This window comes from Mesorhizobium sp. B2-1-1, from assembly GCF_006442975.2.
Lineage (GTDB): Bacteria > Pseudomonadota > Alphaproteobacteria > Rhizobiales > Rhizobiaceae > Mesorhizobium.
In genome coordinates, this window is sequence record NZ_CP083954.1 from 4,878,866 (window position 1) to 4,904,526 (window position 25,661).

General features: G+C 64.4%; 24 protein-coding genes. 6 read left to right on the plus strand and 18 right to left on the minus strand.

Going from position 1 to position 25,661, the window contains the following annotated elements:
* The first annotated feature begins 3 nt into the window (after positions 1–3).
* The 5 genes from FJ972_RS23945 to FJ972_RS23965 are packed head-to-tail and all read left to right on the plus strand — an operon-like array spanning position 4 to position 4,081.
* Positions 4–1,101, plus strand: coding sequence for an ABC transporter ATP-binding protein (locus FJ972_RS23945; RefSeq protein WP_140520949.1), 1,098 nt, complete (start codon positions 4–6; stop codon positions 1,099–1,101).
* Positions 1,102–1,105: 4 nt separating this feature from the next.
* Positions 1,106–2,218, plus strand: a complete 1,113-nt coding sequence (locus tag FJ972_RS23950; protein ID WP_140497607.1) for a mandelate racemase/muconate lactonizing enzyme family protein — start codon at positions 1,106–1,108, stop codon at positions 2,216–2,218.
* A gap of 10 nt (positions 2,219–2,228) precedes the next feature.
* On the plus strand, positions 2,229–2,558 hold the full coding sequence (locus FJ972_RS23955; RefSeq protein ID WP_140497605.1) for an L-rhamnose mutarotase: 330 nt from the start codon (positions 2,229–2,231) through the stop codon (positions 2,556–2,558).
* Positions 2,551–3,627, plus strand: a complete 1,077-nt coding sequence (locus tag FJ972_RS23960) for a Gfo/Idh/MocA family protein (RefSeq protein WP_140497603.1) — start codon at positions 2,551–2,553, stop codon at positions 3,625–3,627. Before FJ972_RS23955 ends, FJ972_RS23960 begins: the two co-directional genes overlap by 8 nt.
* Before the next feature lie 7 nt (positions 3,628–3,634).
* Positions 3,635–4,081, plus strand: a complete 447-nt coding sequence (locus tag FJ972_RS23965) for a MaoC/PaaZ C-terminal domain-containing protein (RefSeq protein WP_140525081.1) — start codon at positions 3,635–3,637, stop codon at positions 4,079–4,081.
* A 7-nt stretch (positions 4,082–4,088) separates the two neighbouring features.
* On the opposite strand, the gene FJ972_RS23970 is transcribed toward FJ972_RS23965, so the two are convergent.
* From FJ972_RS23970 to FJ972_RS24010, 9 genes are all read right to left on the minus strand, one after another.
* A complete protein-coding gene (locus tag FJ972_RS23970; RefSeq protein WP_140514512.1) occupies positions 4,089–4,886 on the minus strand; it encodes an ABC transporter permease subunit in 798 nt (265 codons plus the stop codon).
* Positions 4,887–4,888: 2 nt separating this feature from the next.
* Positions 4,889–5,746, minus strand: coding sequence for a 2-aminoethylphosphonate ABC transporter permease subunit (locus FJ972_RS23975; RefSeq protein WP_140497597.1), 858 nt, complete (start codon positions 5,744–5,746; stop codon positions 4,889–4,891).
* The gene (locus FJ972_RS23980; protein ID WP_224680228.1) at positions 5,739–6,851 is read right to left on the minus strand and encodes an ABC transporter ATP-binding protein; all 1,113 of its coding nucleotides are present in this window, start codon (positions 6,849–6,851) and stop codon (positions 5,739–5,741) included. The genes FJ972_RS23975 and FJ972_RS23980 overlap by 8 nt, the downstream gene beginning before the upstream one ends.
* A gap of 59 nt (positions 6,852–6,910) precedes the next feature.
* Positions 6,911–7,939, minus strand: coding sequence for a 2-aminoethylphosphonate ABC transporter substrate-binding protein (locus FJ972_RS23985; protein ID WP_140497593.1), 1,029 nt, complete (start codon positions 7,937–7,939; stop codon positions 6,911–6,913).
* A gap of 279 nt (positions 7,940–8,218) precedes the next feature.
* Positions 8,219–9,229 (minus strand): 2-hydroxyacid dehydrogenase, encoded by a 1,011-nt coding sequence (locus FJ972_RS23990; protein WP_140525083.1) that lies wholly within the window; start codon positions 9,227–9,229, stop codon positions 8,219–8,221.
* On the minus strand, positions 9,226–10,590 hold the full coding sequence (locus FJ972_RS23995; protein WP_140514502.1) for an aspartate aminotransferase family protein: 1,365 nt from the start codon (positions 10,588–10,590) through the stop codon (positions 9,226–9,228). Before FJ972_RS23995 ends, FJ972_RS23990 begins: the two co-directional genes overlap by 4 nt.
* Positions 10,591–10,663: 73 nt before the next feature.
* On the minus strand, positions 10,664–12,121 hold the full coding sequence (gene phnY / locus FJ972_RS24000; RefSeq protein ID WP_140525084.1) for a phosphonoacetaldehyde dehydrogenase: 1,458 nt from the start codon (positions 12,119–12,121) through the stop codon (positions 10,664–10,666).
* Between the two features lie 238 nt (positions 12,122–12,359).
* Positions 12,360–13,616, minus strand: coding sequence for a phosphonoacetate hydrolase (gene phnA, locus FJ972_RS24005; RefSeq protein WP_140525085.1), 1,257 nt, complete (start codon positions 13,614–13,616; stop codon positions 12,360–12,362).
* Between the two features lie 25 nt (positions 13,617–13,641).
* Positions 13,642–14,841, minus strand: coding sequence for a 2-aminoethylphosphonate--pyruvate transaminase (locus FJ972_RS24010; RefSeq protein WP_140525086.1), 1,200 nt, complete (start codon positions 14,839–14,841; stop codon positions 13,642–13,644).
* Between the two features lie 293 nt (positions 14,842–15,134).
* On the opposite strand from FJ972_RS24010, the gene FJ972_RS24015 reads away from it, so the two are divergent.
* Positions 15,135–16,004 carry a LysR substrate-binding domain-containing protein gene (locus FJ972_RS24015; protein ID WP_140497582.1) on the plus strand — a complete coding sequence of 290 codons (870 nt, stop codon included), beginning with the start codon at positions 15,135–15,137 and terminating at the stop codon, positions 16,002–16,004.
* Here the strand turns inward: FJ972_RS24015 and FJ972_RS24020 are convergent.
* The 9 genes from FJ972_RS24020 to FJ972_RS24060 all read right to left on the minus strand — a co-directional run bounded on the left by FJ972_RS24020 (position 16,001) and on the right by FJ972_RS24060 (position 25,524).
* The gene (locus FJ972_RS24020) at positions 16,001–18,478 is read right to left on the minus strand and encodes a GcvT family protein (protein WP_140525087.1); all 2,478 of its coding nucleotides are present in this window, start codon (positions 18,476–18,478) and stop codon (positions 16,001–16,003) included. The two genes, FJ972_RS24015 and FJ972_RS24020, sit on opposite strands and share 4 nt — an antisense overlap.
* An 83-nt stretch (positions 18,479–18,561) precedes the next feature.
* Positions 18,562–19,350 carry a DeoR/GlpR family DNA-binding transcription regulator gene (locus FJ972_RS24025; protein ID WP_140525088.1) on the minus strand — a complete coding sequence of 263 codons (789 nt, stop codon included), beginning with the start codon at positions 19,348–19,350 and terminating at the stop codon, positions 18,562–18,564.
* 127 nt (positions 19,351–19,477) lie between these two features.
* The gene (locus FJ972_RS24030; protein ID WP_140497576.1) at positions 19,478–19,759 is read right to left on the minus strand and encodes a UxaA family hydrolase; all 282 of its coding nucleotides are present in this window, start codon (positions 19,757–19,759) and stop codon (positions 19,478–19,480) included.
* Positions 19,756–20,655 (minus strand): NAD(P)-dependent oxidoreductase, encoded by a 900-nt coding sequence (locus FJ972_RS24035; RefSeq protein ID WP_140525089.1) that lies wholly within the window; start codon positions 20,653–20,655, stop codon positions 19,756–19,758. The genes FJ972_RS24030 and FJ972_RS24035 overlap by 4 nt, the downstream gene beginning before the upstream one ends.
* Before the next feature lie 57 nt (positions 20,656–20,712).
* Positions 20,713–21,945, minus strand: a complete 1,233-nt coding sequence (locus FJ972_RS24040) for an ABC transporter substrate-binding protein (protein WP_140497572.1) — start codon at positions 21,943–21,945, stop codon at positions 20,713–20,715.
* 24 nt (positions 21,946–21,969) lie between these two features.
* Complete coding sequence (locus FJ972_RS24045; protein ID WP_140514487.1) at positions 21,970–22,776, minus strand: ABC transporter ATP-binding protein; 807 nt, start codon at positions 22,774–22,776, stop codon at positions 21,970–21,972.
* A complete protein-coding gene (locus FJ972_RS24050) occupies positions 22,773–23,525 on the minus strand; it encodes an ABC transporter permease (RefSeq protein WP_140525090.1) in 753 nt (250 codons plus the stop codon). The genes FJ972_RS24045 and FJ972_RS24050 overlap by 4 nt, the downstream gene beginning before the upstream one ends.
* On the minus strand, positions 23,522–24,292 hold the full coding sequence (locus FJ972_RS24055; RefSeq protein WP_140497565.1) for an ABC transporter permease: 771 nt from the start codon (positions 24,290–24,292) through the stop codon (positions 23,522–23,524). The genes FJ972_RS24050 and FJ972_RS24055 overlap by 4 nt, the downstream gene beginning before the upstream one ends.
* A 35-nt stretch (positions 24,293–24,327) precedes the next feature.
* Positions 24,328–25,524: a UxaA family hydrolase gene (locus tag FJ972_RS24060; protein ID WP_140525091.1), complete on the minus strand. Its 1,197-nt coding sequence runs from the start codon at positions 25,522–25,524 to the stop codon at positions 24,328–24,330.
* Positions 25,525–25,661: the final 137 nt, after the last annotated feature.

Consider the following 25,661-nt stretch of genomic DNA (forward strand, 5'->3'; position numbering starts at 1 on the left):
CCCATGGCAACGGTTTCCCTCCAAAAGCTGACCAAGCGCTACGGCAATGTCGGGATCGTGCACGGCATCGACCTCGACATCGCGGACCGCGAATTCATCGCGCTGGTCGGCCCCTCCGGCTGCGGCAAGTCGACGACGCTCAGGATGATCGCAGGGCTGGAAGAGATCAGTGCCGGCTCGATCGAGATCGGCGGCCGCGTCGTCAACGATTTGCCGCCGCGTTCGCGCAACATCTCGATGGTGTTCCAGTCCTACGCGCTTTATCCCCACATGACGGTGCGCGAGAACCTCGGCTTCTCCCTGAAGATTGCCGGGGCCGCCAAGGAGGATATGGAGCGCCGCGTCGCCGAAGCCTCGGCCATCCTCGGCCTCGACACGCTGCTCGACCGTCGCCCGTCGCAACTTTCCGGCGGCCAGCGCCAGCGCGTCGCCATGGGCCGCGCCATCGTACGCGATCCCGACGTGTTCCTGTTCGACGAGCCGCTTTCAAATCTCGACGCCAAACTGCGCACGCAGATGCGGACCGAAATCAAGAAGCTGCACGCCAAGGTGCGGTCGACGGTGATCTATGTCACCCATGACCAGGTCGAGGCGATGACGCTTGCCGACCGCATCGTCATCATGCGCGACGGCCATATCGAACAGGTCGGCACCCCAGACGAGGTGTTCCGACGGCCGGCGACGCGGTTCGTCGCGGGCTTCATCGGCTCGCCGCCGATGAATCTGCACGAGGCGACGATCGATGACGGCCACTTGGTTTTCGCCAGCGGCGAAAAGCTGCCATTGCCTAGCCAATTCAAAGCCAATGTCGCCAGGGGTAACAAGGTGGTGTTCGGGTTGCGGCCCGACGACATCTACCCGACCGGCCATGGTATCAGTTCCGGTGGTGCGGCCGACGTCCACCAGATCGAATTGCCGATCACGGTCACCGAACCACTCGGCAACGAGACGCTGGTGTTCGTCGAGTTCAATGGCGCAGACTGGGTTTCGCGCATGCTGAACCCAAGAGCTTTGAGATCGGGCGAGCGGGTGGCCATGAGCCTCGACCTGTCGCAGGCGCATCTGTTTGCCGCCGACACGGGAAAGTCATTGCGGAGCTGACGACATGGCCACGATCGAAAAGATAGAACTGCGGATGGTGGACCTTGTGCCCAAGGTCAAGCGCACGGACGCGATCCAGAGTTTCGTCAGCCAGGAAACGCCTCTCGTCACGATCACCGATTCCGACGGCGCCGTCGGCACCGGCTACAGCTACACGATCGGCACCGGCGGCTCGTCTGTGATGCGGCTCTTGTCCGACCATCTGGCGCCGCGCCTGATCGGCCGCGACCCCGACATGATCGAGGCGATCTGGCACGATCTCGAATTCGCCACACACGCCACCACGATCGGCGCGATCACGGCCATCGCGATCGCGGCGATCGACACCGCGCTTTGGGACCTGCGGGCGAAGAAGCAGGGCCTGCCTCTGTGGAAGCTGGCGGGCGGCGCCAAGGACCGCTGCCCGCTCTACACGACGGAGGGCGGCTGGCTGCACATCGAGACGCAGGCGCTGGTCGATGACGCGCTGGCCGCGAAGGCCAAGGGATTTCGCGGCTCGAAGGTGAAGATCGGCAAACCGCACGGATCGGAAGATCTGGCGCGGCTGGCGGCGGTGCGCAAGGCGGTGGGCGACGGCTACGAGATCATGACCGACGCCAATCAGGGATTCTCCGTCGACGAAGCGATCCGCCGCGCAGCGAGGCTGCGTGAACTCGATCTCGCCTGGATCGAGGAGCCGCTGCCGGCCGACGACATCGATGGCCATGTCAGGCTGTCGAATTCGACGCAGACGCCGATTGCCATCGGCGAGTCGCTCTATTCCATCAGGCATTTCCGCGAATACATGCAGAAAGGCGCCTCTTCGATCGTGCAAGTCGATGTCGGTCGCATTGGCGGTATCACGCCCTGGCTAAAGGTGGCGCATGCGGCGGAGGCCTTCGACATTCCGGTCTGTCCGCATTTCCTGATGGAATTGCATGTCAGCCTCACCTGCGCTGTTCAGAACGGCCGCTATGTCGAGTACATTCCGCAGCTTGACCAGTTGACCGGCAAGCGCATGCGCATCGAGGATGGGCACGCTCTGGCACCCGAGGAGCCCGGCATCGGCATCGATTGGGACTGGGACGCGGTCAAGGCCATGAGCATCGCCGAATTCACCACGGCGATCACGAAATAGGGGAACGAACATGCAGCGGATGGGAATGGTTCTGGGACTGAAGCCGGAAAAGGTCGAGGAATATGTGCGCCTCCATGCCGCCGTCTGGCCCGACGTGCTGACCATGATCTCGGCTTGCAACATCGAGAACTATTCGATCTACCTGAAGCGGCCGGAGAACCTGCTGTTTGCCTATTTCGAATACCACGGCACCGACTATGCCGCCGACATGGCCAAGATGGCGGCAGACCCGAAAACACAGGAATGGTGGGCCCTCTGCATGCCTTGCCAGGAGCCGCTGGCGACCCGCAAGGAGGGCGAATGGTGGGCTTCGATGGACGAGGTCTTCCATCATGACTGAAGGCGGTTTCGACCCTGCCTCACTCATCCAGTCCTGGCCCAAGCCTACAAAGCCCCGGCCGATCGTCACCTTCGGCGCAGGTTCGATTGTCGGCGATGCCCATTTTCCCGCCTACCGAAAAGCGGGGTTCCCGATTACCGGCCTTTATGATCCGGACCAGGCCAAGGCGAAGGCCCTGGCCGAGAAATGGAATGTGACGGCCTTCCACTCCGTCGAGGAAGCGGCGGCCGTCAAGGATGCGATCTTCGATCTGGCGACGCCGCCAGGACGGCACGCCGAGATCCTGAAGGCTCTGCCCGACGGTTCGGTCGCGCTGATCCAGAAGCCGATGGGCAACTACCTCGGCGAGGCAACCGAAATCCTCGAAATCTGCCGCGCCAGAAAACTCAAGGCAGCCGTGAATTTCCAGCTGCGCTTCGCGCCGATGATGCTGGGCCTCAAGGACGCCATCGCCAGGGGCTGGCTCGGCGAGATCGTCGACTTCGACGCCTGGCTGGCGCTGGCGACACCTTGGGAACTGTGGGAATTCCTGCTCAAGGCGCCGCGTGTCGAGATCGCCATGCATTCGATCCACTATCTAGACCTGATCCGGCAACTGCTCGGCGACCCCAAGGGCGTCCACGCCAAGACGCTTGGCCATCCCAACCACGAGGTGGCGCAGACTCGCACTAGCGCCATTCTCGACTATGGAGACACGGTTCGCTGCGCACTGTCGATCAACCACGACCACAAGTTCGGCCGCCGGCACCAGGCTTGCGAGTTTCGCATCTGCGGCACCGAAGGGGCCGCCTATCTCAAGCTCGGCCTCAATCTCGACTATCCGCGCGGCGAACCCGACGTCCTGGAAATCTATCCAAGAGGCGGAACGGACTGGATCAGTGTGCCGCTCGCCGGTGAATGGTTCCCCGACGCTTTCGTCGGACGCATGGCAAATGTGCAGCGCTTTGCCGCGGGCGAAGACGACGAATTGGTCAGTTCGGTCGAGGACGCCTGGAACACCATGGCGCTGGTGGAAGCCGCCTATAAATCGAGTGCGGCGCCGGCGACGCCGCTGGCCGAAAAGCCATAGGCGGGACATGGAACAGATCACCTATTTCGAGGACTACGAGATCGGCTCTTCGCGGCTGACCAGCGGCCGCACCATTACCGAGACCGACTTCATCGTCCATGCCGGACACACCGGCGATTTCTTCCCACACCACATGGACGCCGAGTTCATGAAGACGACGCCGTTCGGTCAGCGCATCGCGCACGGCACGCTGGTGTTCTCGGTCGGCATCGGACTGACGGCAAGCGTCGTCAATCCCGTTGCCTTCTCCTATGGCTATGATCGGCTGCGTTTCATCAAGCCGGTGTTCATCGGCGACACGATCCGCACGCGCACCACCATCGCGGCCAAGGAGGACGATCCGAAGCGGCCGGCCGCGGGCCGGGTGATCGAACGCTGCGAGGTGATCAACCAGCGCGACGAAGTGGTGTTGGCCGCGGATCACATCTACATCGTCGAACGCAAACCCGGCTGAGGCAGCGCTACGATCCCGTGGCGCGGGCGGTGATGCGCTCCAGACCGAGCAGCAGCGCCAGGGTCGCCACCACCAGGATCATGGTGAGCGCTGCTCCCGCAAAGATGTCGCCTCGGTCGGTGAGGCTGAAGATCGACACCGGCAGCGTCACCCAACCCGGCGGATAGACCATCACGGTGGCGCCGAGTTCACCCATCGACAGTGCGAAGCTGAGCCCGAACGCCGCGACCAGATAGGGTGCGAGCAGAGGCAAGGTGACGTGCCAGAGGCGGTAGGCCGGCCGCGCGCCGAGGCTCGATGCCACCTGCTCGAAATCGGGCGAGAGTCGCGCCAGTCCGGCCGACACATTGCCGAAGGTGAAGGCTGAGATCAGCACGAAATGGGCGATCATGACGATCGCGATCGTACCGTTGAGCAGCAGCGGCGGATGGCTGAAGGCGACCAGCAGGCCAAGGCCGACGGAGACCGAAGGCACGGCGCTGGGGATGAAGAACAACAGGCCGAGCAGGCGCCGCAGCGCATGCCCCTGGACCCGCAGCGACAGCGCCGCCCAGGTGCCGCTGACCAGCGCCAGCGCGCTGGCTGCAAAACCGGTGAGAAGGCTCGCCTTGACCGCATCGCCGGCCGCGCCATGCAAGACGTCGCTGTAGTGTTCCGTCGTCAGGCTGCTCGGCAGCACCCCGTTCCACTGGCCGGCAAGGCTGGACAGGAGAATGACCGCAAGCGGCGCCAGGAACAGCACACCGAAGATCAGCGCGAAGAGGAGCCACAGAACGAGGCGACCGGAGCGGGACCAGACCAGCATGGCTAGACCCCCAGCCGGCCGGCTGCGAAACGATAGAGCCCGAACAGGCCGAGCGACAGCGCGATGTTGATCAGGGCGATGATGCAGGCGACCTGATAGGCCGATTCCTGGATCGCCTTGCCATAGATCAGCAGCGGCAGCGTGATGACCCCCTTGGCGCCGATGAACAGCACGATGCCGAACTCGTTGACGGTGAGCAGCAGGCAGAGGCTCCCGCCGGCAATGAGCGCCGGGATGGCGGCCGGCAGGATGATTTGGCGCACGATGCGGAACGACCGCGCGCCGAGCACGCTTGCCGCTTCGATCTGGCCGCGGTCCACCAGCGAGAAGGCGGCAAGCAGCGGCCGCAGGATGAACGGCGTGTAGACAGTGACCTCGGCCAGCACCACGCCCCAGCTCGAATAGAGAAAATCGACGGGCGGCGACGGCAGTGAAAAGGTCTCCATCAGCCCTGCGTTGAGCATGCCTGCGGAGCCGTAGAGGAAGGTGAAGGCGAGCGTCACCAGGAAGGTCGGCAATGCGATGAAGGTGTCGATCAGCCTGGCGATGAAGCCGCTGCCGGGGAACGGAACGAAGGCCAGGATCAGTGCCAGCACGAGACCGACGATCAGGCACCCGGCAGTCGCGGTAACCGAAATCGTCACCGTGTTGATCAGCGCGTTGAGGAAGAAGCGCGAATGCAGGACGCGGATCACTTCGGCGACATTGGCAACGCCGCTGTCGTCCAGGAAGGCCTGCCGGGCGATGAGCGCCAGCGGATAGAAGAACAGCAGGGCCAAGAGTGCGGCCGGCGGCACGATCCAGAATCTGCCAGGCTCTCTCCTGACCGCTGGCGAGGCGATAGCGACAGCCTCAGACACCGGCGTCTTCCGGAACGAGCGAGGTGTCGGTGGGCGCGAAGAACAGCGGCACCTTGGCGCCGGGTTCCGGCAGGGCCATCGGCAGTCTCGTCGCCGAGACGCGCACCGTCGTGCCGTCGACATCGAGCACGAGATGGGTGAGTTCGCCTTGCCAGTGCACCTCCAGGAGCGTGCCGACAATGCGGTTGGTATGGTCGCCATCGGCCGTCAGGCTGAGGTGCTGGGGCCTAATACAAAGCAGGCTCTTGTCGCCGACCTTCTCGTCACGGCCGGTGCCCATCAGCACCGCGTCGCCATGCCTTGCCGCGGCAAAACCCTTGGAGCCGGCAGCCTCGGCAATGGTGACCGGCAGTAGATTGGCGCGGCCGAGGAACTCGGCGGTGAAGCGGTTGGGCGGACGGCGGTAGAGCTCGGTCGTCGGTCCATGCGAACAGACCGAGCCGTCGCGCATGATGGCGATCTTGTCGGCGAGGGTGAGCGCCTCTGTCTGGTCGTGAGTGACATAGAGGATCGTCAGGCCCGGCAGGCTGCGGTGCAGCCTGGCGATCTCCTCGACCATATTGCGGCGGATCTGTGCGTCCAGCGCCGAAAGCGGCTCGTCAAGCAGCAGCACGCGGGGCCGCACGGCAAGAGCGCGCGCAATCGCGACACGCTGCTGCTGGCCGCCGGAAAGCTCGCGCGGATAACGTCCTGCATAGGCAGCCATGCCGACGGTACCGAGCGCATCCTTGACCCGCTCGGCGATCAGCGCCTTGTCGGCGCCCTGAGCCCTGAGGCCGAAGGCGACGTTGTCCTCGACCCGCATATGCGGAAACAGCGCGTAGTTCTGGACCACCATGCCGAGCCCGCGCTCATAAGGCGGCAGATCGGTCACATCCGTCGCGCCAATGCGGATTCGTCCGCTTCTCGGCCGCACGAAGCCGGCCACCGCCCGCAAGGCGGTGGTCTTGCCGGAGCCGGATGGGCCGATCATCGCCAGGATCTCGCCGGGAGCAATATCCAGGGTCAGCGGATGCAGGACGACGTGAGCGCCATAGGCGACAACAACCTTGTCGAAATGGACGTTGGAGCCGGCGCCGCGAACCTTCGCGGCGTCGATGTCCATGACACTGGTCCCAGTAAAAGCGGCGGCCGACATGGCATGGTCCTCCGGATTGGCAGGGATCAACTTCCGGTCGCTTCGTTCCACCGCTTGACGTAGTCAGGCAGCTTGGCCAGAGCGTCATCCCAGTTCGGCGACCAGATGGTCAGGCCCTTCATCGCCTCTTGCGCCTTCGCGAAATTGGCGTCGTTCGGCGTCACATCCTTGCGGGCCGGCAGACCAAGAGCCACGGAACTGACCTTCGACTGAGCTTCCTTTGAGAGCAGGAAGTCGATCAGCTTCTTGCCGTTGTCGGCATTGGGCGCGCCGGTTACCAGGCCGATCTCATAGGGCAGCGCAAAGGTGGAGCGCACGCCGTCAGGCCCCGCCGGCCAGAACACCTTGATGTTGGGATTGTCGGCCATTTGCGACATGTTCATCTGCAAATCGCCGTTGGCGACATGCAGCTCGCCCTTGTTGACCAGCGCCGTCAGCTTGCCGGTCGAAGCGGAGGGGCCGACATTGTTGTCCTGCAATTTCCTCATGAACTCGAAACCTGCATCCTCGCCGCCGAAGGCATGGATGATCTGCAGCATGACAGCGGTGCCGTCGCCGGCCTGGCCGGGCGTCGAGTATTGGATCTTGCCCTTGAATTTCGGGTCCAGCAGATCGTCGTAGCTCTTCGGCGCTTCCGAAAGCACGGCGCTGTTGTAGATGAAGTTCATGTAGTTGTTGACCAGCGGCCGGTATTTGTCGGTGCCGCCGTCGATCTGGTCCGCCCCTTCGGGCTTGTAATCCTGCAGCAGGCCGCCGGCGGCGGCGCGCTGCACGAAGGGCGGCAATGTCACCAGCACGTCCGCTTGCGGGTTCGACTTCTCCTTGGCGACACGCTCAACGACACCGCCCGAACCAGCCTCGATATACTGCACTTTTATGCCGGTGGCCTTGGTGAAGGCGGCGAACTCGGTTTCGAACCAGCTGCCGTTGCCGTCATGCAGGCCATCGGCGGAGTAGATGGTGACGACGCCATCTGCCATCGCCGGTCCGATGAGGGCAGCCGACGCCAGCAACGCGGCGAAAGCCGCGACCGTGGTTGCGTTGCGTGATTTCATGTCCAGTTCCCCTTTTTGATTGATGGCACATTCTGCGATGCACTGTGGCGACGGCGCCGGCTGCTTCTGCTTCTGCTTCTGCTTCTGCTTCTGCTTCGATTAGTACCGGCAGCGTCGTCGTTAGGACAACTCTGGGGATTGGGAATCGATAAGTAAAATCTATTTATTTTATGACAGGCAAACTTCATCTGATAGTTGTCATGGAACCGTCGCAGTCATGTCGCGAACATATTTCGGCCTGCTCAGGGCAGGCCGTCGAAGCGTTTGAGCAGGTGATGATCAGACGAATGAAACGCCAGAAGTCTGCGCCCGCAACCGCGGGTCGGACGAGCGCACGATCACCGGCCGGCCGTCGAGAATCTCAAAGCAGCGCGCGAGCGTGTCGTCCTCGAGCCGGCGCATCGCCTGATGCGTAAAGAAGGTGAGGTGCGGGAACAGGATGACGTCGTCGCGGCCGAAAAGCGCGCCCATCGGATGGCCCGACTTGGCCAGCGGCTCGACCGAATAGACGTCGAGCCCGGCGCCGCCGATGCGCTCGGAAACGATCGCCTCGACAAGGGCCGCCTCGTCGATGAGCGCGCCGCGCGAGACGTTGACGATGATGGCGGAAGGCTTGAGGCAGGCGAGTTCAGCCTTGCCGATCAGGCCGCGCGTGCTGTCGTTCAGCACGCAATGGATTGAGACGAAGTCGCAGGCGCGAAGCATTGCCTGGAGGTCGTCGGCTTTTTCGATGCCGGCGGCGCGCATCGTTTCGGCGTCGACACCGGGATCGAAGCCAAGAAGCCGCGCACGAAATCCCTGGCCGGCCATGCGCGCCATGCTGCGGCCAATTTTGCCACAACCGACGATCCCAAGCGTGGCGCCTGAAATGTCGCGTCCCAGCCAGCGCGGCTCGGGCCAGATCCAGCCATCGCGCGATACCGCCGCGGTGATGGCGGGCAGCCGCTTGGCCAGCGCGACCATCATGGCGAAAGCACCTTCGGCGACGGTTTCCTCGGCATATTCGGGCACGTTGACGACGGGGATACTGCGCCGCATGGCAGCGGGGATATCGATGGCGTCGATACCGACGCCATATTTGATGATGCCCTTCAACCTCGGCGCCGCGTCGATCACCTCCGCAGTGACTGGCGTGTAGCACATCAAGAGCAGATCGGCGTCGGCGACCGCGGCTTTGAGCTCCGCCTCGGAAATGCCGTCCGGCAGCGTCACCAGCTCGACACCCCTTGCCCGCAAGCCGGCATCGATGCCCGGGCATTCGAGCTCGCGGTCGGTACGGACGGCCTTCACGGTAAGGCCGTCAGCACGGCGCGTTCGACGATATCGAGCGCACGGTCGAGATCGGCTTTCGAAATCACCAGCGGCGGCGACAGCGTCAGCACGTTGCCGTGGCTGACCTTGAAGCTCAGCCCCCGTTCCAGGCAGGCATAGAAGACGCGTTCGGCAAGATCGCGCGCGGGCTGGCGCGAGGTACGGTCCTCGACGAGTTCGACGCCGACCATCAATCCCCTGCCCCTGACATCTCCGATATGAGGCGAGCGCCCCATCAGATCCTGCATGCGTCCCAGCATATGCCGGCCAAGCTCGGCCGCACGCTCGACCAGTCCTTCCTCCAGGATGATATCGATCGTCGTCAGCGCCGCGCGCGTCGTCACCGGGTTCTTCTCGTGGGTGTAGTGACCGATGGCAAAACCGCCGGTGACGTCGAGATCGCGGCGGGCGATGACAGCGGCGATCGGCAGGATGCCGCCGCCGAGCGACTTGCCGAGAACGACTATGTCCGGCGTCACGCCGTCATGCTCATGGGCGAAGAATTTTCCGGTCTTGCCAAGGCCGGTCGGGATCTCGTCGAAGATCAGCAGCGTGCCGTGCCGGTCGCAGGCCTCGCGCACCCGATTCCAGAAACCGGGCGGCGGCGGGTTGGGCGTTGCCCGCATCGGCTCGGCGACGACCGCGGCCACATCCTGTTCGCGACCGAGCACATAGGCGATCATGTTGGCGCAGGCGAGCCCGGAGGCTTCCAGGGTGCCGTGGCCGTAAGGACAGCGGTAGCCGTCCCAAGGCGCGACATGTTCGGTGCCGGTCATCATCGGGCCGGCGATATGGGAACGGAAGGTCGCTTCGCCGCCGACGCTTGCGGCACCGAAGCCGGCGCCATGAAAGGCATCCCAGAACGAAACCGTCTTGAAGCGACCGGTCGCGGCGCGCGCGATCTTCAGCGCCACCTCGATGGCGTCGGAACCGCCTGTCGTGAACAGCACCTTGCCGAGATCGCCGGGCGCCAGCTCGGCCAATTTCTCGGCCAGTTCGACAGCGGGTTCGCAGGTGAAGCGGCGCGGCGCAAAACAGAGATCGTCGAGCTGTTTCTTGATCGCGGCGACCAGCTTCGGATGGCCATAGCCGAGATGGTGCACGCTGTTGCCGTGGAAATCCATGAAACGGCGGCCGGCGGTGTCCTCGATCCAGATGCCTTCGGCCTTGGCGATCGTCGAAAGACAGGGGCTGGACAGGCTCTGGTGCATGAAGGCCGAAGCGTCGCGGTCAAGCAGTCCGCGGATGCGCGGATCGTCCTGGCCGGAATCCCAGCGGCTGCGGGCCGCCGTGGTGTTGGAATCACCCTCGGTATGCACAAGCTCTTTGATCGCGACCATAACCCTCTCCGAAACGCGAATGAGGGAGCGTGGAACGCTCCCTCTCTGTTGTTCTGTCAGCCGAGTGGTCCGGTCAGGACCAGGGCAGCGAAAACGTCTTCACATTGGTGTAGCTCTTCATCGCCTCGATGACGCCTTCCTTGTAGCCATTGCCACTGTCCTTGATGCCGCCGAAGGGCGACATCTCGATGCGATAGCCCGGCACTTCCCAGATGTTGACGGTGCCGACCTGAAGGCCGGCAATGTATTTCTGCATGCGGGGGAACGAGTTGGTGCAGACGCCCGAGGACAAGCCGAAGGCGGTCGAGTTGGACAGCCTGATCAGCGCCTCGTCATCGTCCGGTGCGCGCACGATCGGGATGATCGGCCCAAACGTCTCTTCCATCACCAGTTCGGATGTGTGCGGCACGCGATCGACGACGATCGGCGGCAGCAGCGCGCCTTGCCGGCCCGGATTGTAGAGGATTTCGGCGCCCTGCCCGGCGGCCATGTGGACACGAGCTTCGAAGAGTGCCGCCGCCTTCTCGTGCACGACGGTGCCGAGATCGGTCGTACGGTCCATCGGGTCGCCGAAGCGGATCTTTCTGGCCCGCTCCAGCACCAGCGGCACGAAGCGGTCGGCGATGCTTTCCTGGACGAGGATGCGCTTGACCGCCGTGCAGCGCTGGCCGGAGTTCTTCGTGGCGCCGGCGACGGCGAGATCGGCGGCCCTGGCCAGATCGTCGTCCGAGAGATCGTTGAGGATGATCAGCGGATCGTTGCCGCCGAGCTCCAGCACCTGGCGCTTGTAGCCGGCTGTGCGGGCGATCATCTTGCCGACCGGCACGCCGCCGGTAAAGGTGACCAGGTCGATGTTGTCGTTGGTGATCATCTCGTTGCCAATGTCGGCCGGCCAGCCGGTCACCACCGAGAGCATTTCCGGCGGCAGGCCGGCTTCGTAGAGGATGTCGGCCAAAAGCAGCGCCGTCATCGGCGTCAGTTCGGTCGGTTTGACCACCACGCAATTGTTGGTGGCGATCGCCGGCGCCACCTTGTGCGAGACCATGTTGAGCGGATGGTTGAACGGGGTGATCGCCGAGATCGCCTTCAGCGGCTCGCGCGTGGTGAAGATCTTGCGCGCCTTGCCGTGCGGGGTGAGATCGCAGGAGAAGATCTGGCCGTCATCCTGGATGCACATCTGCGCCGACAATGTGAACACGTCATAGGCGCGGCCGACCTCATAGAGCGAATCCGTCTTGGAGATGCCGAGCTCGAGCGTAATGAGATCAGATATTTCTTCCCGGCGCGACGCCAGTTTTTCCGCCGTGCGGAACAGGATCTGCTGACGCTCGTAGCGCGTCAGCTTCGACCTGTAGCCGGCGGCGATCTCGAAGGCCTGGCGGGCATGCTCGGCGCGGCCGGCGGGCACGGTGCCGATAACCGCATTGGTATAGGGGTAGTGGACAGGAACGACGCCGTCGGCGTCGACCTTGCGACCAGCTATGCGCATCGGTTCGTGGCGGACTTTGATCGAAGTATCGAGCTTGGTCATCGGTTCCGTTCCAGCAATTCGAAGGAGAAAGTGGTGCAACGGATTGTCGACCCCCACTCCGGCCCTTCGGGCCACCTCTCCCCCGATCGACGGGGGAGAGGAAATCAGGTGAGGTCGGCGCCACCACGTTTCCGGGCTAAGCCGCCGCTAGCCCTGGCGCCTTTCCTCTCCCCCGTCGATCGGGGGAGAGGTGCCGAGCGAAGCTCGGCGGAGTGGGGGTCGACAATCACGCTCGATATCAAGCCTGCGCGGCCGCCATCGTCGCGTAGTAGAACGCGTCGAAGTTCCTCAGCACGGGCTCATCAGGCAAATCGGGCAGCACGCGGTTGACGATGAACGGCACCTCCTGCTCGGTCAGCCCGCCATGCGAGCGCAGCGGCTCGTTGAGGGCTGCCAGGTCGTGGCGGTGTTCCGAGGTGCCGATCGTCTTGTTCTGCGTCGAGATCAGCACGATGTCGCCGATGCGGTCGGCCGGCAGTTCGAAACGCTCGCAGGCGGTCGGGCTGTCGACAACCAACATGATGCCGTCGATCTTCGCCAGCCGCGCCATGATGTCGGCCTGATCGGCGCCGTCAGGAAGGTAGGCGGTGGCGAACGAGCCGAGCGCGCCGTGATGCACGACATAGGGATCTGTGATCGGCAGGATGACGCGCGCGGCATCCTTGCCCAGCCATTCGTCGAGCAGGTCCTGGACATAGACGACGTCAGGCGAACCATCCTGCTTGTGCTTGGGCTTCATGCCGTGGTCGGCGGTCACCACGATTGCCGCGCCCAGCGCATCAAGCTCGGCCAGGTACTTGTCGAACATCTCGTAGAAGGCGTTGGCCTGCGGCACGCCGGGTGCGTATTTGTGCTGCACATAGTCGGTGGTGGTCAGATACATGATGTCGGGGCGGAATTCCTTCAGCAGCTGGACGCCGGCGGCGAAGACGAATTCCGACAGTTCGGCCGAATAGACTTCCGGTACCGGCAGTCCAAAATGCTTCGAGGCATTGTCGATGCCGTGCTCGGCCTTGGTGGTGGTGTCGGATTTTTCCGCCGAGAAGCACAGCGCGCGGCCGTCGTCGAAGGCGAGGCCCTTGCCGAGCAGTGCACGCAATTTGTCCTTGGCGGTGACCACGGCGACCTTGGCGCCGGCGTCGTAGAAGGCTTGAAAAATGGTGGGCGCGCGCAGGAAGCGCGGGTCGTTCATCATCACTTCCTTGCCGGTTTCGCGCTCGTAGAGGTAGTTGCCGCAAATGCCGTGCACCGACGGCGGGCGGCCTGTGGCGATCGACAGATTGTTGGGGTTGGTGAAGCTCGGAATGACAGAATGCGCAAAACGCACCGTGCCTTTCTGCTTGACCTTCTCCAGCGCCGGCATCAGCCCGGCCTTGATGGCTTCGTCGAGATAGGCCGGCTCGCAGCCATCGAGGCAGATGGCGATGGCCGGCACACGTGGCCAGGCGTAGGTGCGGCCGTTGACCGCGACGTTGATGGGAGACATCTGGTTCATCGAAATCCTCAAAAATTCTGCCGCTTCAGGCGGCGAGTTTGGCGCGCTCGGCGATTGCCGCGGCGGGAGGAGCGGCGGTGTCGACGTTCATCTCCTTCAGCGACTGCGCCGCCGCCTCTACGACGCGGCGCATGACATGTTCGTCCATCTGGCCGATGCAGCCGATACGGAAGCTATCGACGACGGTCAGCTTGCCCGGATAGATGATGAAGCCCTTGTCCTTCATCAGCTCGTAGAAGCGGTCGAAGGCGAAGTTGGCGTGGGCCGGGTTGAAGAAGGTGACGATGATCGGCGACAGCCAGCGATCCCTGAGCAAAGTCTCGAAGCCGAGCTCGCGCATGCCGGCCACCATCACGTCGCGGTTCCTGGTGTAGCGGGCGCCGCGGCCGGCAACACCGCCCTCGGCCTCGTGCTGGCGAAGCGCTTCAAGGAAGGCGGCGACGACATGGGTCGGCGGAGTGTAGCGCCACTGCCCGGTCTTGTTCATATGCGCCCACTGCGCATGGACGTCGAGCGACAGCGAATGGCTGCGGCTCTTGGCGGCTTCCAATTCGCTCTTGCGGGCGATGATGAAGCCGAAGCCCGGCACGCCCTCGATGCACTTGTTGGCGGACGAGACCATCGCCTCGTAGCGGATCTCGTTCACGTCGAGCGCGATGGCGCCGAAGGCGCTCATGGAATCGACCAGCAGCTTGCGGCCCTTGGCATGGACGGCTTCGGCAATCTCGGCGACGGGGTTGAGGATGCCGGAACTGGTCTCGCAATGGATGGCGATCACATGCGTGATGGCAGGATCGGCCTCGAGGGCGGCGGCCACCTCGTCGCCGCGCGGCGGCAGGTAGTCGCCCTTGTCGATCAGCGTATAGGCGCGGCCGAGATACTGCATGGTCTGGGCCGCGCGCAGGCCGTAGGCGCCATTGGCCAGGACCAGAACCTTGCCGTCCTTCGGCACGAACGAACCCAGCATCGCCTCGACGCAGAAGGAGCCGCTGCCTTGCATCGGCACACAGTCGAATTCGCCTTTCGCATCGCCGGTCAGCGCCAGCAGGCGGCGGCGCAGGTCTGACGTCATGGCGCGGAAATCGCCGTCCCAGGATCCCCAGTCGCGCAGCATCGCCTGCTTGACCGGATAGGAGGTGGTGAGCGGCCCGGGCGTCAGCAGGTATGGCTCGCCCAGCGCCGGACCGGCCAACGGCTCCGCGGCAAATTTCGTCTCGGCGAGCATAGTGTCCTCCGCTGCTTTTTATGTGGGGCCATTCTTGGCTGGAACGACGTATTTGTAAAATCGTTATTTTGTATTGATGTATAAGCTCACCCGATGATCTGGCTTGCAGTCGAATTATTGCCCGGCGGGATAATCGCGCCTCCAGCCGAGCGCAGCCTGCGTGGTATCCATGACGTGTGCGTGACCGTGGGCGATCATCCCCAGATATAAGAAGAATCGTTCCTTCATGCCTTTTTGCCTGCGAGGCTTATGATAGGGTGGCGGCCGGAACTCGGATCTAGAAAGCTGAGAACATGCGCTACGTTCAATTGCGAGCCTTTCACCAGGTGGCGATATCAGGCGGGTTTTCACGTGCCGCGGAAGCGCTGTTCCTGACGCAGCCAGCAATTTCGGACCAGGTGCGCAAGCTCGAGGAAGAATATGACGTGCTGCTGTTCAACCGGAACAAGAAGCAGGTCACGCTGACCCATTCGGGCCAGAAGCTGCTCGAAATTACCCACCGCATGTTCGACACCGAGCAGCAGGCGCTCGAGCTTCTGACGGAATCGCGCGCCCTGCGCTCCGGCACGCTGCGCATCGTCGCCGACGCCGCGCATCATCTGCTTCACATCCTCGGCAGTTTTCGCGCGCGCTATCCCGGCGTCCAGGTTTCGCTGCGCGCCGGCAACACCGAGACGGTAATCAGCAGCCTCTACAGCTATGATGCCGACATCGGCGTGCTGGGCGAGGTGCCGACCGGACGCGACTTCGAGGTGCTGAAACTCAATTCGACGCCGATCATCGCTTTTGCGTCCGTCGATCATCCGCTGTCGGGCAAGAAATCATTGAGCCTCAAGCAACTCGCGCAGGAATCGCTGGTCATGCGGGAGCGCGGCTCCAAGACGCGCCAGAAGCTCGAGGATCTGGCCGCGGCATCGAAGGTCGAACTCAGGCCGGTGATCGAGGCGGAAGGCCGTGAAGCCGTCCGCGAGATCGTCGCCTCGGGTGCCGGCATCGGCTTTGTCTCGGCGGCCGAATTCGGCCAGGATTCGCGGCTGGTAGCGATCGCGCTCGACGCGCCTGAGACGTTGATGGACGAAGCGCTGATCTGCCTGCGCGAACGCAGCGGCGGCAAGCTGGTGCGCGCCTTCCTCGACATGGCGCGTTCGATGTCGGCGGATTAGGCGGCGGCCCTGATCTCCTCCACATCCGCTTTCACCCGTTCCGACTTCGGATCGTAAGGGGTGCGCAAATGTGCCGTGGCCGCGTGGCGAACGCCGGCAAGATCGATCTCGAAACGGCCGCTAGCCAGAAACGCAGCGTCGACGCCCGTCTCGTTCTCGATCAGCCCGAGCGCCACCGAGCGGCCAAGCGTGTGACCGTAGGCGGCCGAGCGGACCTCGCCGACGGGCTTGCCGTCGCGCAGGATCAGCTCGCCGCCCCACAGCATCGGCTCGGCATGGTCGAGCGTGAACAGTACGATGCGTTTTGCTGGCGCCGTCGACGGCTTGGCCTCGACCAGCGCGTCACGGCCGATGAAGCCACCCGATTTGTCCATGGCGACGGCGAAGCCAAGCCCCGCCTGCCAGGGGGTAATGTCAGGCGTCAACTCACGGCCCCAGGCGCGAAAACCCTTTTCGATGCGCAAGGCATCAAGCGCGTAGTAGCCGGCGTCCAGGAGGCCGAATTCGCCGCCAGCCTCGTGCAGCGCCTCGTAGACGCCGACGGCGAATTCCGTCGGCACGATCAGCTCCCAGCCGAGCTCGCCGACATAGGTCATGCGGTTGGCGTAGGCGGTAGCGTCGCCGATATCGATCTCGCGGATGGTGGCGAAGGGGAAGCCGGCGTTGGAAAGATCGGCCGACGACAATTTGCCCAGGAGATCGCGCGAGCGCGGCCCCATCAGCGCCAGCACCGCGTAGGACGAGGTGACGTCGGTCACGATGGCATGTGCGTCCGGTGGGATGTTCCTGGCGATCCAGTCGGCGTCGTGGACCGCTTGCGCCGAACCGGTGACGATGAGGAATTTTTGCGCACCAAGTCGCATTACGGTGAGATCGCTTTCGTACCCGCCGCGCGCGTTGAGCACGCCCGTGTAAACGGATGTACCGACCGGTACATCGACATTGCCGGCGCAGATGCGGTTGAGCAGGGCACAGGCGTCGCGGCCCTGCACGAGAAGCTTGGCGAAAGAGGTCTGGTCGAATACGGCAACAGCCTCGCGCGTCGCCTTCATTTCGCGCTTGACTGCCTCATGCCAGTTCTGGCGGCCGAAGGCATAATCGTTCCCGGCCCTCTCTCCCGGGGCCGCGAACCAGTTGGCGCGCTCCCAGCCCATCTTGGAACCGAAGCAGGCGCCCCTGGCGGCCAGCCGGTCGTAGAGCGGCGAGCGGCGGAAGGGTCGGGCGGTGTCCAGCTCGCGGTTCGGCCACGGCATGGCGTAATGCAAACCGAGCGTCTCCTTGACGCGATCATGCAGCCAGCGCGGATTGTTGTTGAAGGCGGCGAAGCGCCTGATATCGACAGGCCACAAATCCATGGTCGGCGCGCCGTTGACGATCCACTCGGCCAGCGCCTTGCCGGCACCGCCGGCGCTGGCGATGCCCATCGAGTTAAAGCCGGCGCCAACATAGAAATTCTTCAGCTCCGGCGCCTCGCCGAGGAGAAAATTGTTGTCGGGCGTAAAGCTTTCGGGACCGTTGTAGAACTTCTTGACCTCGGCTTGCGCCAGTTGCGGCACGCGCACCAGCGCGTTTTCCATCAGAATCTCGAACTGATCCCAATCGTCCGGCAGCAGCGCGAACTCGAAATTCTCGGGGATGCCGTTCATGCCCCACGGCTTGGCATGCGGTTCGAAGCCGCCCATGACCAGCCCGCCGACCTCTTCCTTGAAATAGACGAAGCCGTCCGGATCGCGCATGACGGGCAGGTCCGGATGCACACCCTCGATCCGGCCCGTGACGATGTACATGTGCTCGGCCGAATGCAGCGGCACCGAGACGCCGCACATCAGCCCGACCTTACGCGCCCACTGGCCGGCGCAGTTGACGACGATCTCGGCGGCGATGTCGCCGCGGTCGGTCTCGACACCGCAGGCGACGCCGTTTCTCACCATGATGCCGGTGACCTTTACCCGCTCGAATATCCTCGCGCCGCGATTGCGCGCGCCCTTGGCGAGCGATTGCGTGAGATCGGTCGGATTGGCCTTGCCGTCGCCAGGCAGCCAGACCGCGCCGACCAGATCGTCCGTCACCATGACCGGCCACAGATCGCCGGCTTCGCTCGGCGAGATGACGTCGATCTCAACGCCTTGGGCGCGCGCCGACGCAGCCGTACGCTTCAGCACCGTCATGCGGTCGGCGGTGCGCGCCACCGACAGCGAGCCGCAATTCTTCCAGCCGGTCGCGAGACCGGTCTCGGCCTCCAGTTCGCCATAGAGCTGAGTGGAGTACCTGATCAGGCTGGTCATGTTGGAATGGCTGCGCAATTGCCCGACCAGACCCGCCGCATGCCAGGTGGTGCCGCCGCTGAGCTGACCCTGCTCGAGAAGGACAACGTCGGCCCAGCCGAGCTTCGTCAGGTGATAGGCGACGGAGCAGCCGATGATGCCGCCGCCGACGATCACGACGCGTGCCTGCGTTGGAAATTCATGTGCCATGAGGGTTCCGCCATCTTGAGGGATGGTCGGCAAGCTAACACAGGAAAGTCAAATATCAAGTCAAAAAGCCACAAAATATCACATCAAGATGCGATGATCAGTTCCGGCCCTTTTTGTAAAAGCGCGTCGGCAAGCGCAGGTTGCGGCCGGGCGTCGACGATAACGCCGGCGGTGCGGTCGAAGTTCGGAATCCTCAGCGGCGTCAGCTTGCCGAACTTGCTGCTGTCGAGGACGAAATAGGTCTTGCCGGCGAGCGCGATCATGCGGCCGCGCTGCTCGGCGCCGGCCCTGGTGAAATCGGTCACTTCGCCATCCGGCGATAGCGCGCCGCCGCCGAGAAAGGCGATGTCGACGCGAAAGCGCGCCATTGCATCCAGCGCATCGATGCCGGAAGCGGCCTCCTCGCCCGGGTCGACTTCACCGCCCAGTATGTGCACACGCATGCCGGGCACATGGCACAGATGCAGTGCAATCTTCAGGCTGGCCGTGCATATGGTGAGATCGCGCAGATCATTCATGGCCTGCGCGACGGCCAAGGTGGTGGTGCCGGAATCGAGGAAGACCACCATACCGCTGCTAACGAGGCCGGCCGCCGCCCTGCCGATGGCCGCCTTGCCAGGCGCATTCTCCCGGCTGCGCAGGCCCATTGCCGGCTCGCTCGGCTCGAAGCGAGCGGCGCCGCCGTGCACGATGCCGAGCCGTCCCTGGTCAGAAAGCAGCTTCAGGTCGCGGCGGATGGTCTCGCGCGAGACGTCGAAGAAACCGGCCAGTTCGGCGACGCTGACCGAGCCCTGGGCACCCAGGCGCCTCAGGATCTCGTCATGGCGGCGAGGAGCAAGGGCACGTGCCGGCAGACGGCTGTCGGGGGACATGAAGAACCTCATATCGAACGAATGATGTTGCAATATGTGGCAGTGAACCGGCCGGGAGGCAACCGCGAGGACGGCGTGGCCATAGTCGATCGATAAGGTCTGGCCCTGTTCGGGTGCTGACCCGGCGTCAGCGTCCGCGCAGGCTTTGCAGATTGTGCACGTGGACGTGGTCGCCGGCCGCCACGGCAGCCGTCAGGCGGCCGATCGCCTCGCCGTATTTGCGTATGGTGGAGCCGGCGGCCAGGTCGTGCAACGCCAGCTTATGACCGGCTTGCAACGCGGCGCCGGCCTTGAGGACAACCCCCTCGCGGGCGCCTCGCGTCGTCACTTCGGCGCCTGCCTCGACCGGTTCCACGAGGACAGCCACGTCGTCGTCAGCGTGCAGCACTATGGCTCCAGGCTTGGTCATGCGCCGGCAAGCCGGACCTGGACGCCGGTCGCGTCTTCGCGCAGCTTCAGCACGGCGCCGACATCCTTGCCCGCCATGCCAGCATCCATCGCCTCCCTGAGCACGGCGAGCGTGGCGCCCCCGACCGGCGTCTCGACGCCGAGCGCGTCGTTCATCGCCAGGGCAAGCCGGCAATCCTTGTGGGCAAGCTTGACCATGAAGCCTGGTTCGAAGTCGCCCTTGAGCGCGCGGTTGTGCATCGCCACCGCCAATTGCTGGTTCCAGGCCATCGTCGTCTTCAGCACGCTGATCATGGTGTCGAGCGTCAGGCCCGCCTTGGCGCCGGCGACCAGCGCCTCGGAGCTGGCCGTGATCAGCACGCTGGCGAGCAGGTTGTTGGTGAGCTTCATTGCCTGCCCCATGCCGAGCCCGCCACAATGGATGAGGTCGGCCCCCATGCTCGACAGGATCGGGCGCGCGCGCTCCAGCACGGCGGCATCGCCGCCGATCATAAGCGTCGAGGTTCCGGCGATGGCGTGCTCTACCGTCTTGCCGACCGGGCTGTCGATCATGTCGACGCCGCGTTGCGCCAGCCATGCGCCGATGCGCTGGGTGGTCTGCGGGTCGATCGTGCTCATGTCGATATAGAGGCTGCCGGCCCTGAGGCCATGGCCGATGCCGTCGGCACCGAGCACGGCCGCCTCCACATCAGGCGCATCCGGCAGCATGGTGATGACGATTTCCGATTGCTGCGCAACCTCGCGCGGCGACGCCGCCGCCCGAGCGCCGGCCTCGACGAGTTTTTTCACCGCCACGGGGTTGAGGTCGAAGACCGTCAGCGCATGTCCTGCCTTGAGCACGTTGCGGGCCATGGGTGCGCCCATGGTTCCAAGTCCGACAAAACCGACTGACGTCATGGATCAACTTCCTTCCCTGAATGACTCTGCTGCGAATGCGCGTGCCGCCCGAACTCCTCAGGACGGCACTTTCCACTGGTCGAGCTGCCATGCCGGCAGGCCACGCAGATCCTTGGCATTCTTGTCGGTGAAGCCGCTTTCGTCCGGCACCTTGCCCGTGCCCTCATACGCTTTCTGAAGCAGCGGCGCCGCCTTGCCGAAGGCGGCCTTGACCTGGTCCCAGCTCAGCGCCTCAGGAATCATCTTGCCGGCAACCATGAACTGGGAGATTTGGCTGATTGCCGCCGCATCGCCTTCGGTCGGCCAGATCCAGCCGCGCTGGAAAAGCACCTCGTCGCCGATGACCTTGGCGCCCAGCGCAGGATCGAGCCCCCAATATTTGACAACCGACTGCGAGATCTCCCGCGGGTCGATCTTCTGGAGATCGGCAAGCGCGCGTTGCGCGGCCGTCAGGAAGGCCTGGCCGAGCGCGGCATCGTCGCCGACGATGCGGTCGCTGCAGATCCAGAAGGAACGGTGCAAATAGTAGCCGTCGGGGTAGAATTTCGACTTCTTGACGCCGGGCAGCATGTGGCCTTCGCCCTCGCCCGCGGGTCCGCTGTAGCCGGCCTCGGTATAGCCGAACGAATTCATGATCCCGGTGAGGCCGGTTTCGGCATTCGCCTTGAGGAAGGCCGGGTAGATCACCACCGACGCGTCCATGCCCTCCGGGAGGGACGCGGCAACGGCCTGGGTCGGCGTGTTGACGATGTTGATGCCGAAGGCGCGCGGGTCGGCGTCGCCCAGTTCCTGCAGCAGCATTTGCGAGAGCGCGTTGTAGGGGTCGCCGCCGACAAGCGCGCCGACGGTCTTGCCCTTGAGGTCGCCGATGTTCTTGATGGCGGAGCCCTTGCGGGTCGCCAGCACCATGCGCATGTGGCCCTCACCGACGGTGAGAATGTTGATCGGCTGCGCCTGCGAAAGCAGCCGCACGATCGGGGTGTTGCCCCACATGCCGATGTCGAGATCGCCGGAGACGAAAGCCTCCACCATCGGCAGCGCGGAAGGATAGTCGCGCCAGTCGACTGTCAGGTCGTAGCCGAGTTCGGCGGCCGCCTTCTCGAGCAGCTTTTCGTTGATCATGCGTTGCGTCAGCGGCGAGTTGCCAGCCGCGTAGGGCTGGCGGCCGATTGAGACCTTGGCCGGCTTGCGGTCCTGCGCCCGCACGATCGATGGCATGGCCAGCGCGGCAGCCGCGGCACCACTCAGGACTGCGCGTCGGTTGAATGCGGTTTCCAGAAGTTTCCTCATGACAATCCTCTCCCTGTTGTCGTTTCAGTTCATCGTTGCGCGGTAAGCCTCTTCGCGGATCAGTTCCCAGATCGATTGGCTGAGCCTGGCGAAATCGCCGGAGCGCCGCGTCTCGTCGCCGCGTGGCCTGGGCAGGTCGATGTCGATGACCTGCTTCAGGCGGCCCGGATGGCTGCTTAGCACCGCGACCCGGTCGGCCAGGAACACCGCCTCGTCTATGGCGTGCGTGATGAAGACGACCGTCCGCCGCTCGGCAGCGGGGCGGTCCTGCCCCCAGATGCGCAGCAATTCGTCTTGCAGGATGACGCGGGTCTGCGCGTCCAGCGCCGCTAGCGGCTCGTCCATCAGCAGGATTTCCGGCTCGTTCGCCATCAGGCGCGCCAGTGCCACGCGCTGGCGCATGCCGCCCGATAGCTGGTGCGGGTACTTGTCCTCGGAGCCGGTCAGGCCGACCATTTCGACGGTACGGCTGACGCGGTCGGCACGCTGCGCGGGCGAAAGCCTCGCCCCGGCCGGCCCATAGATCAATCCGAACTCGACATTGCCGCGCACGGTGCGCCAGGGAAACAGGGCATAGTCCTGGAACATCACGCCGCGTTCGGCCCCCGGTCCTTCGATCGGCCTGCCGTTCAGGCTCATCGTGCCCGACGTTGGCCTGTCGAGGCCGGCGAGCATGTTGAGAACGGTCGTCTTGCCGCAACCGGACGGGCCGACGATGGCCATGAACTCGCCGGCCTTGATGTCCAGCGACAGGCTGTCGACCGCCACCACTGAGGCAGATTCCCCGAAGGACTTGCTGACGCCGTCGAGGCGTATCTTGGCATCGCTCATGGCTGGCTCCACGGCACGGCGAAGGCGAGTGCGGCACGCAGGATGCGGTCGAGCGCGAAGGCCACGATGCCGACCGCGATCATGCAGACCACCATGCCGTTGAGATTGATCGAGTAGGCGTAGAAGACGAACATCATCTGGCCGATGCCGCCGCTGCTGCCGGACTTGGCGCCGACCGCGAGCTCGGCGGCAATGATTGCCGTCCAGGCGATGCCGAGGCCGATGCGCATGCCGACCAGAATGGACGGCAAGGCGGCCGGCAGCAGCACCACCCGCATCCGCGTCAGCGGCGCCAGCCCCATGGTCAGCGCGGCGCGCATCAGACTGGGCTCGATACGCTTCACGCCCGAGATGGTGTTGATCAGGATCGGGAAGAAGGCGGCATAGGCAACGATGGCGACAGCTGCCCCGGAGCCCGAGCCCAACCAGAGGATAACCAGGGGCAGGATGGCAAGTGCCGCTATCGGCCGGAAGGTCTCGACCAGCGGATCGAGATTGCGCTCGACGGCCGGCATGCTGCCCATGGCGATGCCAAGCGGGATCGCCAACAGGGCCGCCGCCGCGAAGCCGGCGAAGACCCGTCCGAGGCTGGTGGCGAGACCGGCCGCCAGATCGCCGTCGCGCAGCATGGAAATGGCCGTTTCGGCCACCGTGCTGGGGCGTGGCGCCTGGGCGGAGCCGGACGCGAGAGCTTCCCAGACGACCAGCAGCAGCACGGGAACGATGAGGCGAAGCGCAAACCTGTTCATCGCGCCACCTCCGTCCGCGCCCACGGAGTCAAGACATCAGAGAGCCAGCGCAACCCCTTGTCCGTCAGGAAGCCGAGCAGGCCGATGGCGACGATGAAAGCCATCACCGTCGGCGTCGACAGCATGCTGCGGTAGTATTCGATGGCGTAGCCGAGGCCGTTCGGCGCTCCTACCAGTTCGGCAGCGACGACGGCGGTCCACGAGGCCGCCACCGCAAGCCGTGCCGAGACCAGGATCGCCGGCAGCGCCGCCGGAACGATGACGCGCCGCATGATCGCCCGCCCAGACAGGCCCATCGTGCTGGCCGCCGCGACGAGCCGCCTGTCGACGGCGGCGGCGCCCGCGGCGGTGCCGATCAGCAGCGGGAAGAAGGCGGTATAGAACATGATGAACAGCGGCAGCCGATGGCCGATGCCGAACATGTATAGCGCAAGCGGTATCCATGCGATGCCGGCTATCGGCCGCAGGATCTCCACCGGCAGTTCGAGCAGATCGTTCCAGAGCCGGCTGCGGCCCATCAGCAGCCCGAGCGGCACCGCCACCGCCGCGGCAGCCGCGACGCTTACCAGCAGACGGGCCAGACTGATCCCTGCATTGCCGAGCAGTTCGCCGTTGAGGGCCGTATCGCGCAGCGCAAGCGCAACCGCGACCGGCGACGGCAAGAGCAGCTTCGAAGGCACGAAGAACGAGCCGACATACCAGGCAAGGACGAACAGGCCCATCGTGCGCAAATACACGAACAGGCTGGTCAGGCGCGCAAAGCGCATTGTCCTTTGGCCGGCATCGTTCGAGGAGATAGCCGTCACAACGAGCCCCGCACGCGGGTCGGAACTTCGAGCCCTTCCCCCAAAATCTCGCCGAAGGTGAGGGTGCCGCCGGCGACATCGAGGATGGTCGCCAGCAGCCGGTTCGCCGCTTCGGCGACGGTTTCGATCCCCTCCGAAACCGGGCTGGCGTCGAAATCGATCTGCTCAGGCAGCCGGCGAGCCGTCTCGCGCCGCGCCGTGATCTTGATCGTCGGCGCGAGCGCGCTCGCGGTGCTGTTGCCTGGCCCGGTTGTGAACAGCATGATCTGGGCACCGGCCGCGGCGAAGCCTGTCATCGATTCCGGCGAGAAGGACGGGCCGTCCATGAGGTAAAGGCCGCCGGCGGTGACCGGTTCGGCCATGCCGAGCACGCCGTCGATGCGGCAAGTTCCCGTCTTGGCCAGGGCGCCGAGCGACTTCTCCTCGATCGTGCTCAACCCGCCGCGTATATTCTCCTCGCCCGGATTGTTGCCGGTCAGGCTGTGGCCGGAAGCGGCGGCGAAGCCTTCCTTGCGCTCCACGGCCTGCAGGATCTGTCGTGCCACCGTTGCATCGCGAGCGCGCGCCGCGAGTATATGTTCTGCCCCCAGCCACTCGACGGTCTCACCGACAATGACGGTGCCGCCATGCGAAACCAGAAGATCGACCGCGGCCCCCACGACCGGATTGCTGACCAGACCCGACGTCGCGTCGGAATGGCCGCATTCGATGCCGACCACCAGCTGCGCGCCGGGCAAGGTCTCGCGCCGGATCCGCGAAGCCTCGCGCAGCAACGCCGCACCGCGCCTGATGCCCTCGCCCATGACCGACAGCATGTCCTCATGCTGCTCGGCGAAGGAAACGCTGGCGACCGGCTTGCCGCAAGCCGAAATGCGGGCCGCGACCATCTCGGTCGTCGCCGAATCCACTCCGACCACCAGAACGGCGGCGGCGTTCGGATTGCGGCCGAGACCGACAAGTTGATCAAGGTGCAGGCCGAGGTCCGGCTCGATGTGCCCCCTGCCCGCGCTCGTCGCGGCCAGAAGCGCGCCTTCGAGACCCGCCGCGATTCGCTCGCTGACACGCAGCGCCAAACCATTGATGCACAGGATCAGCACATAATTGCGGATTCCGGCGCGGCCATCGACCCGCCTGTAGCCACTGAATGGCGGCAGGCCGTCGATTTTGTCGGCACCGGAGGCAGGCAGTGGCATTGGCGTTTCCAAACGGTCGCGAGCGTGGCAATCTCTTCAAATCTCAATATTTGATCAAATGTCGCCTTGGCAAGGGCAAAATTGACTTCTTTCGATCGCCGTGCGAGCAATATTTGCTCAAATCAGGGTAGGCTTGG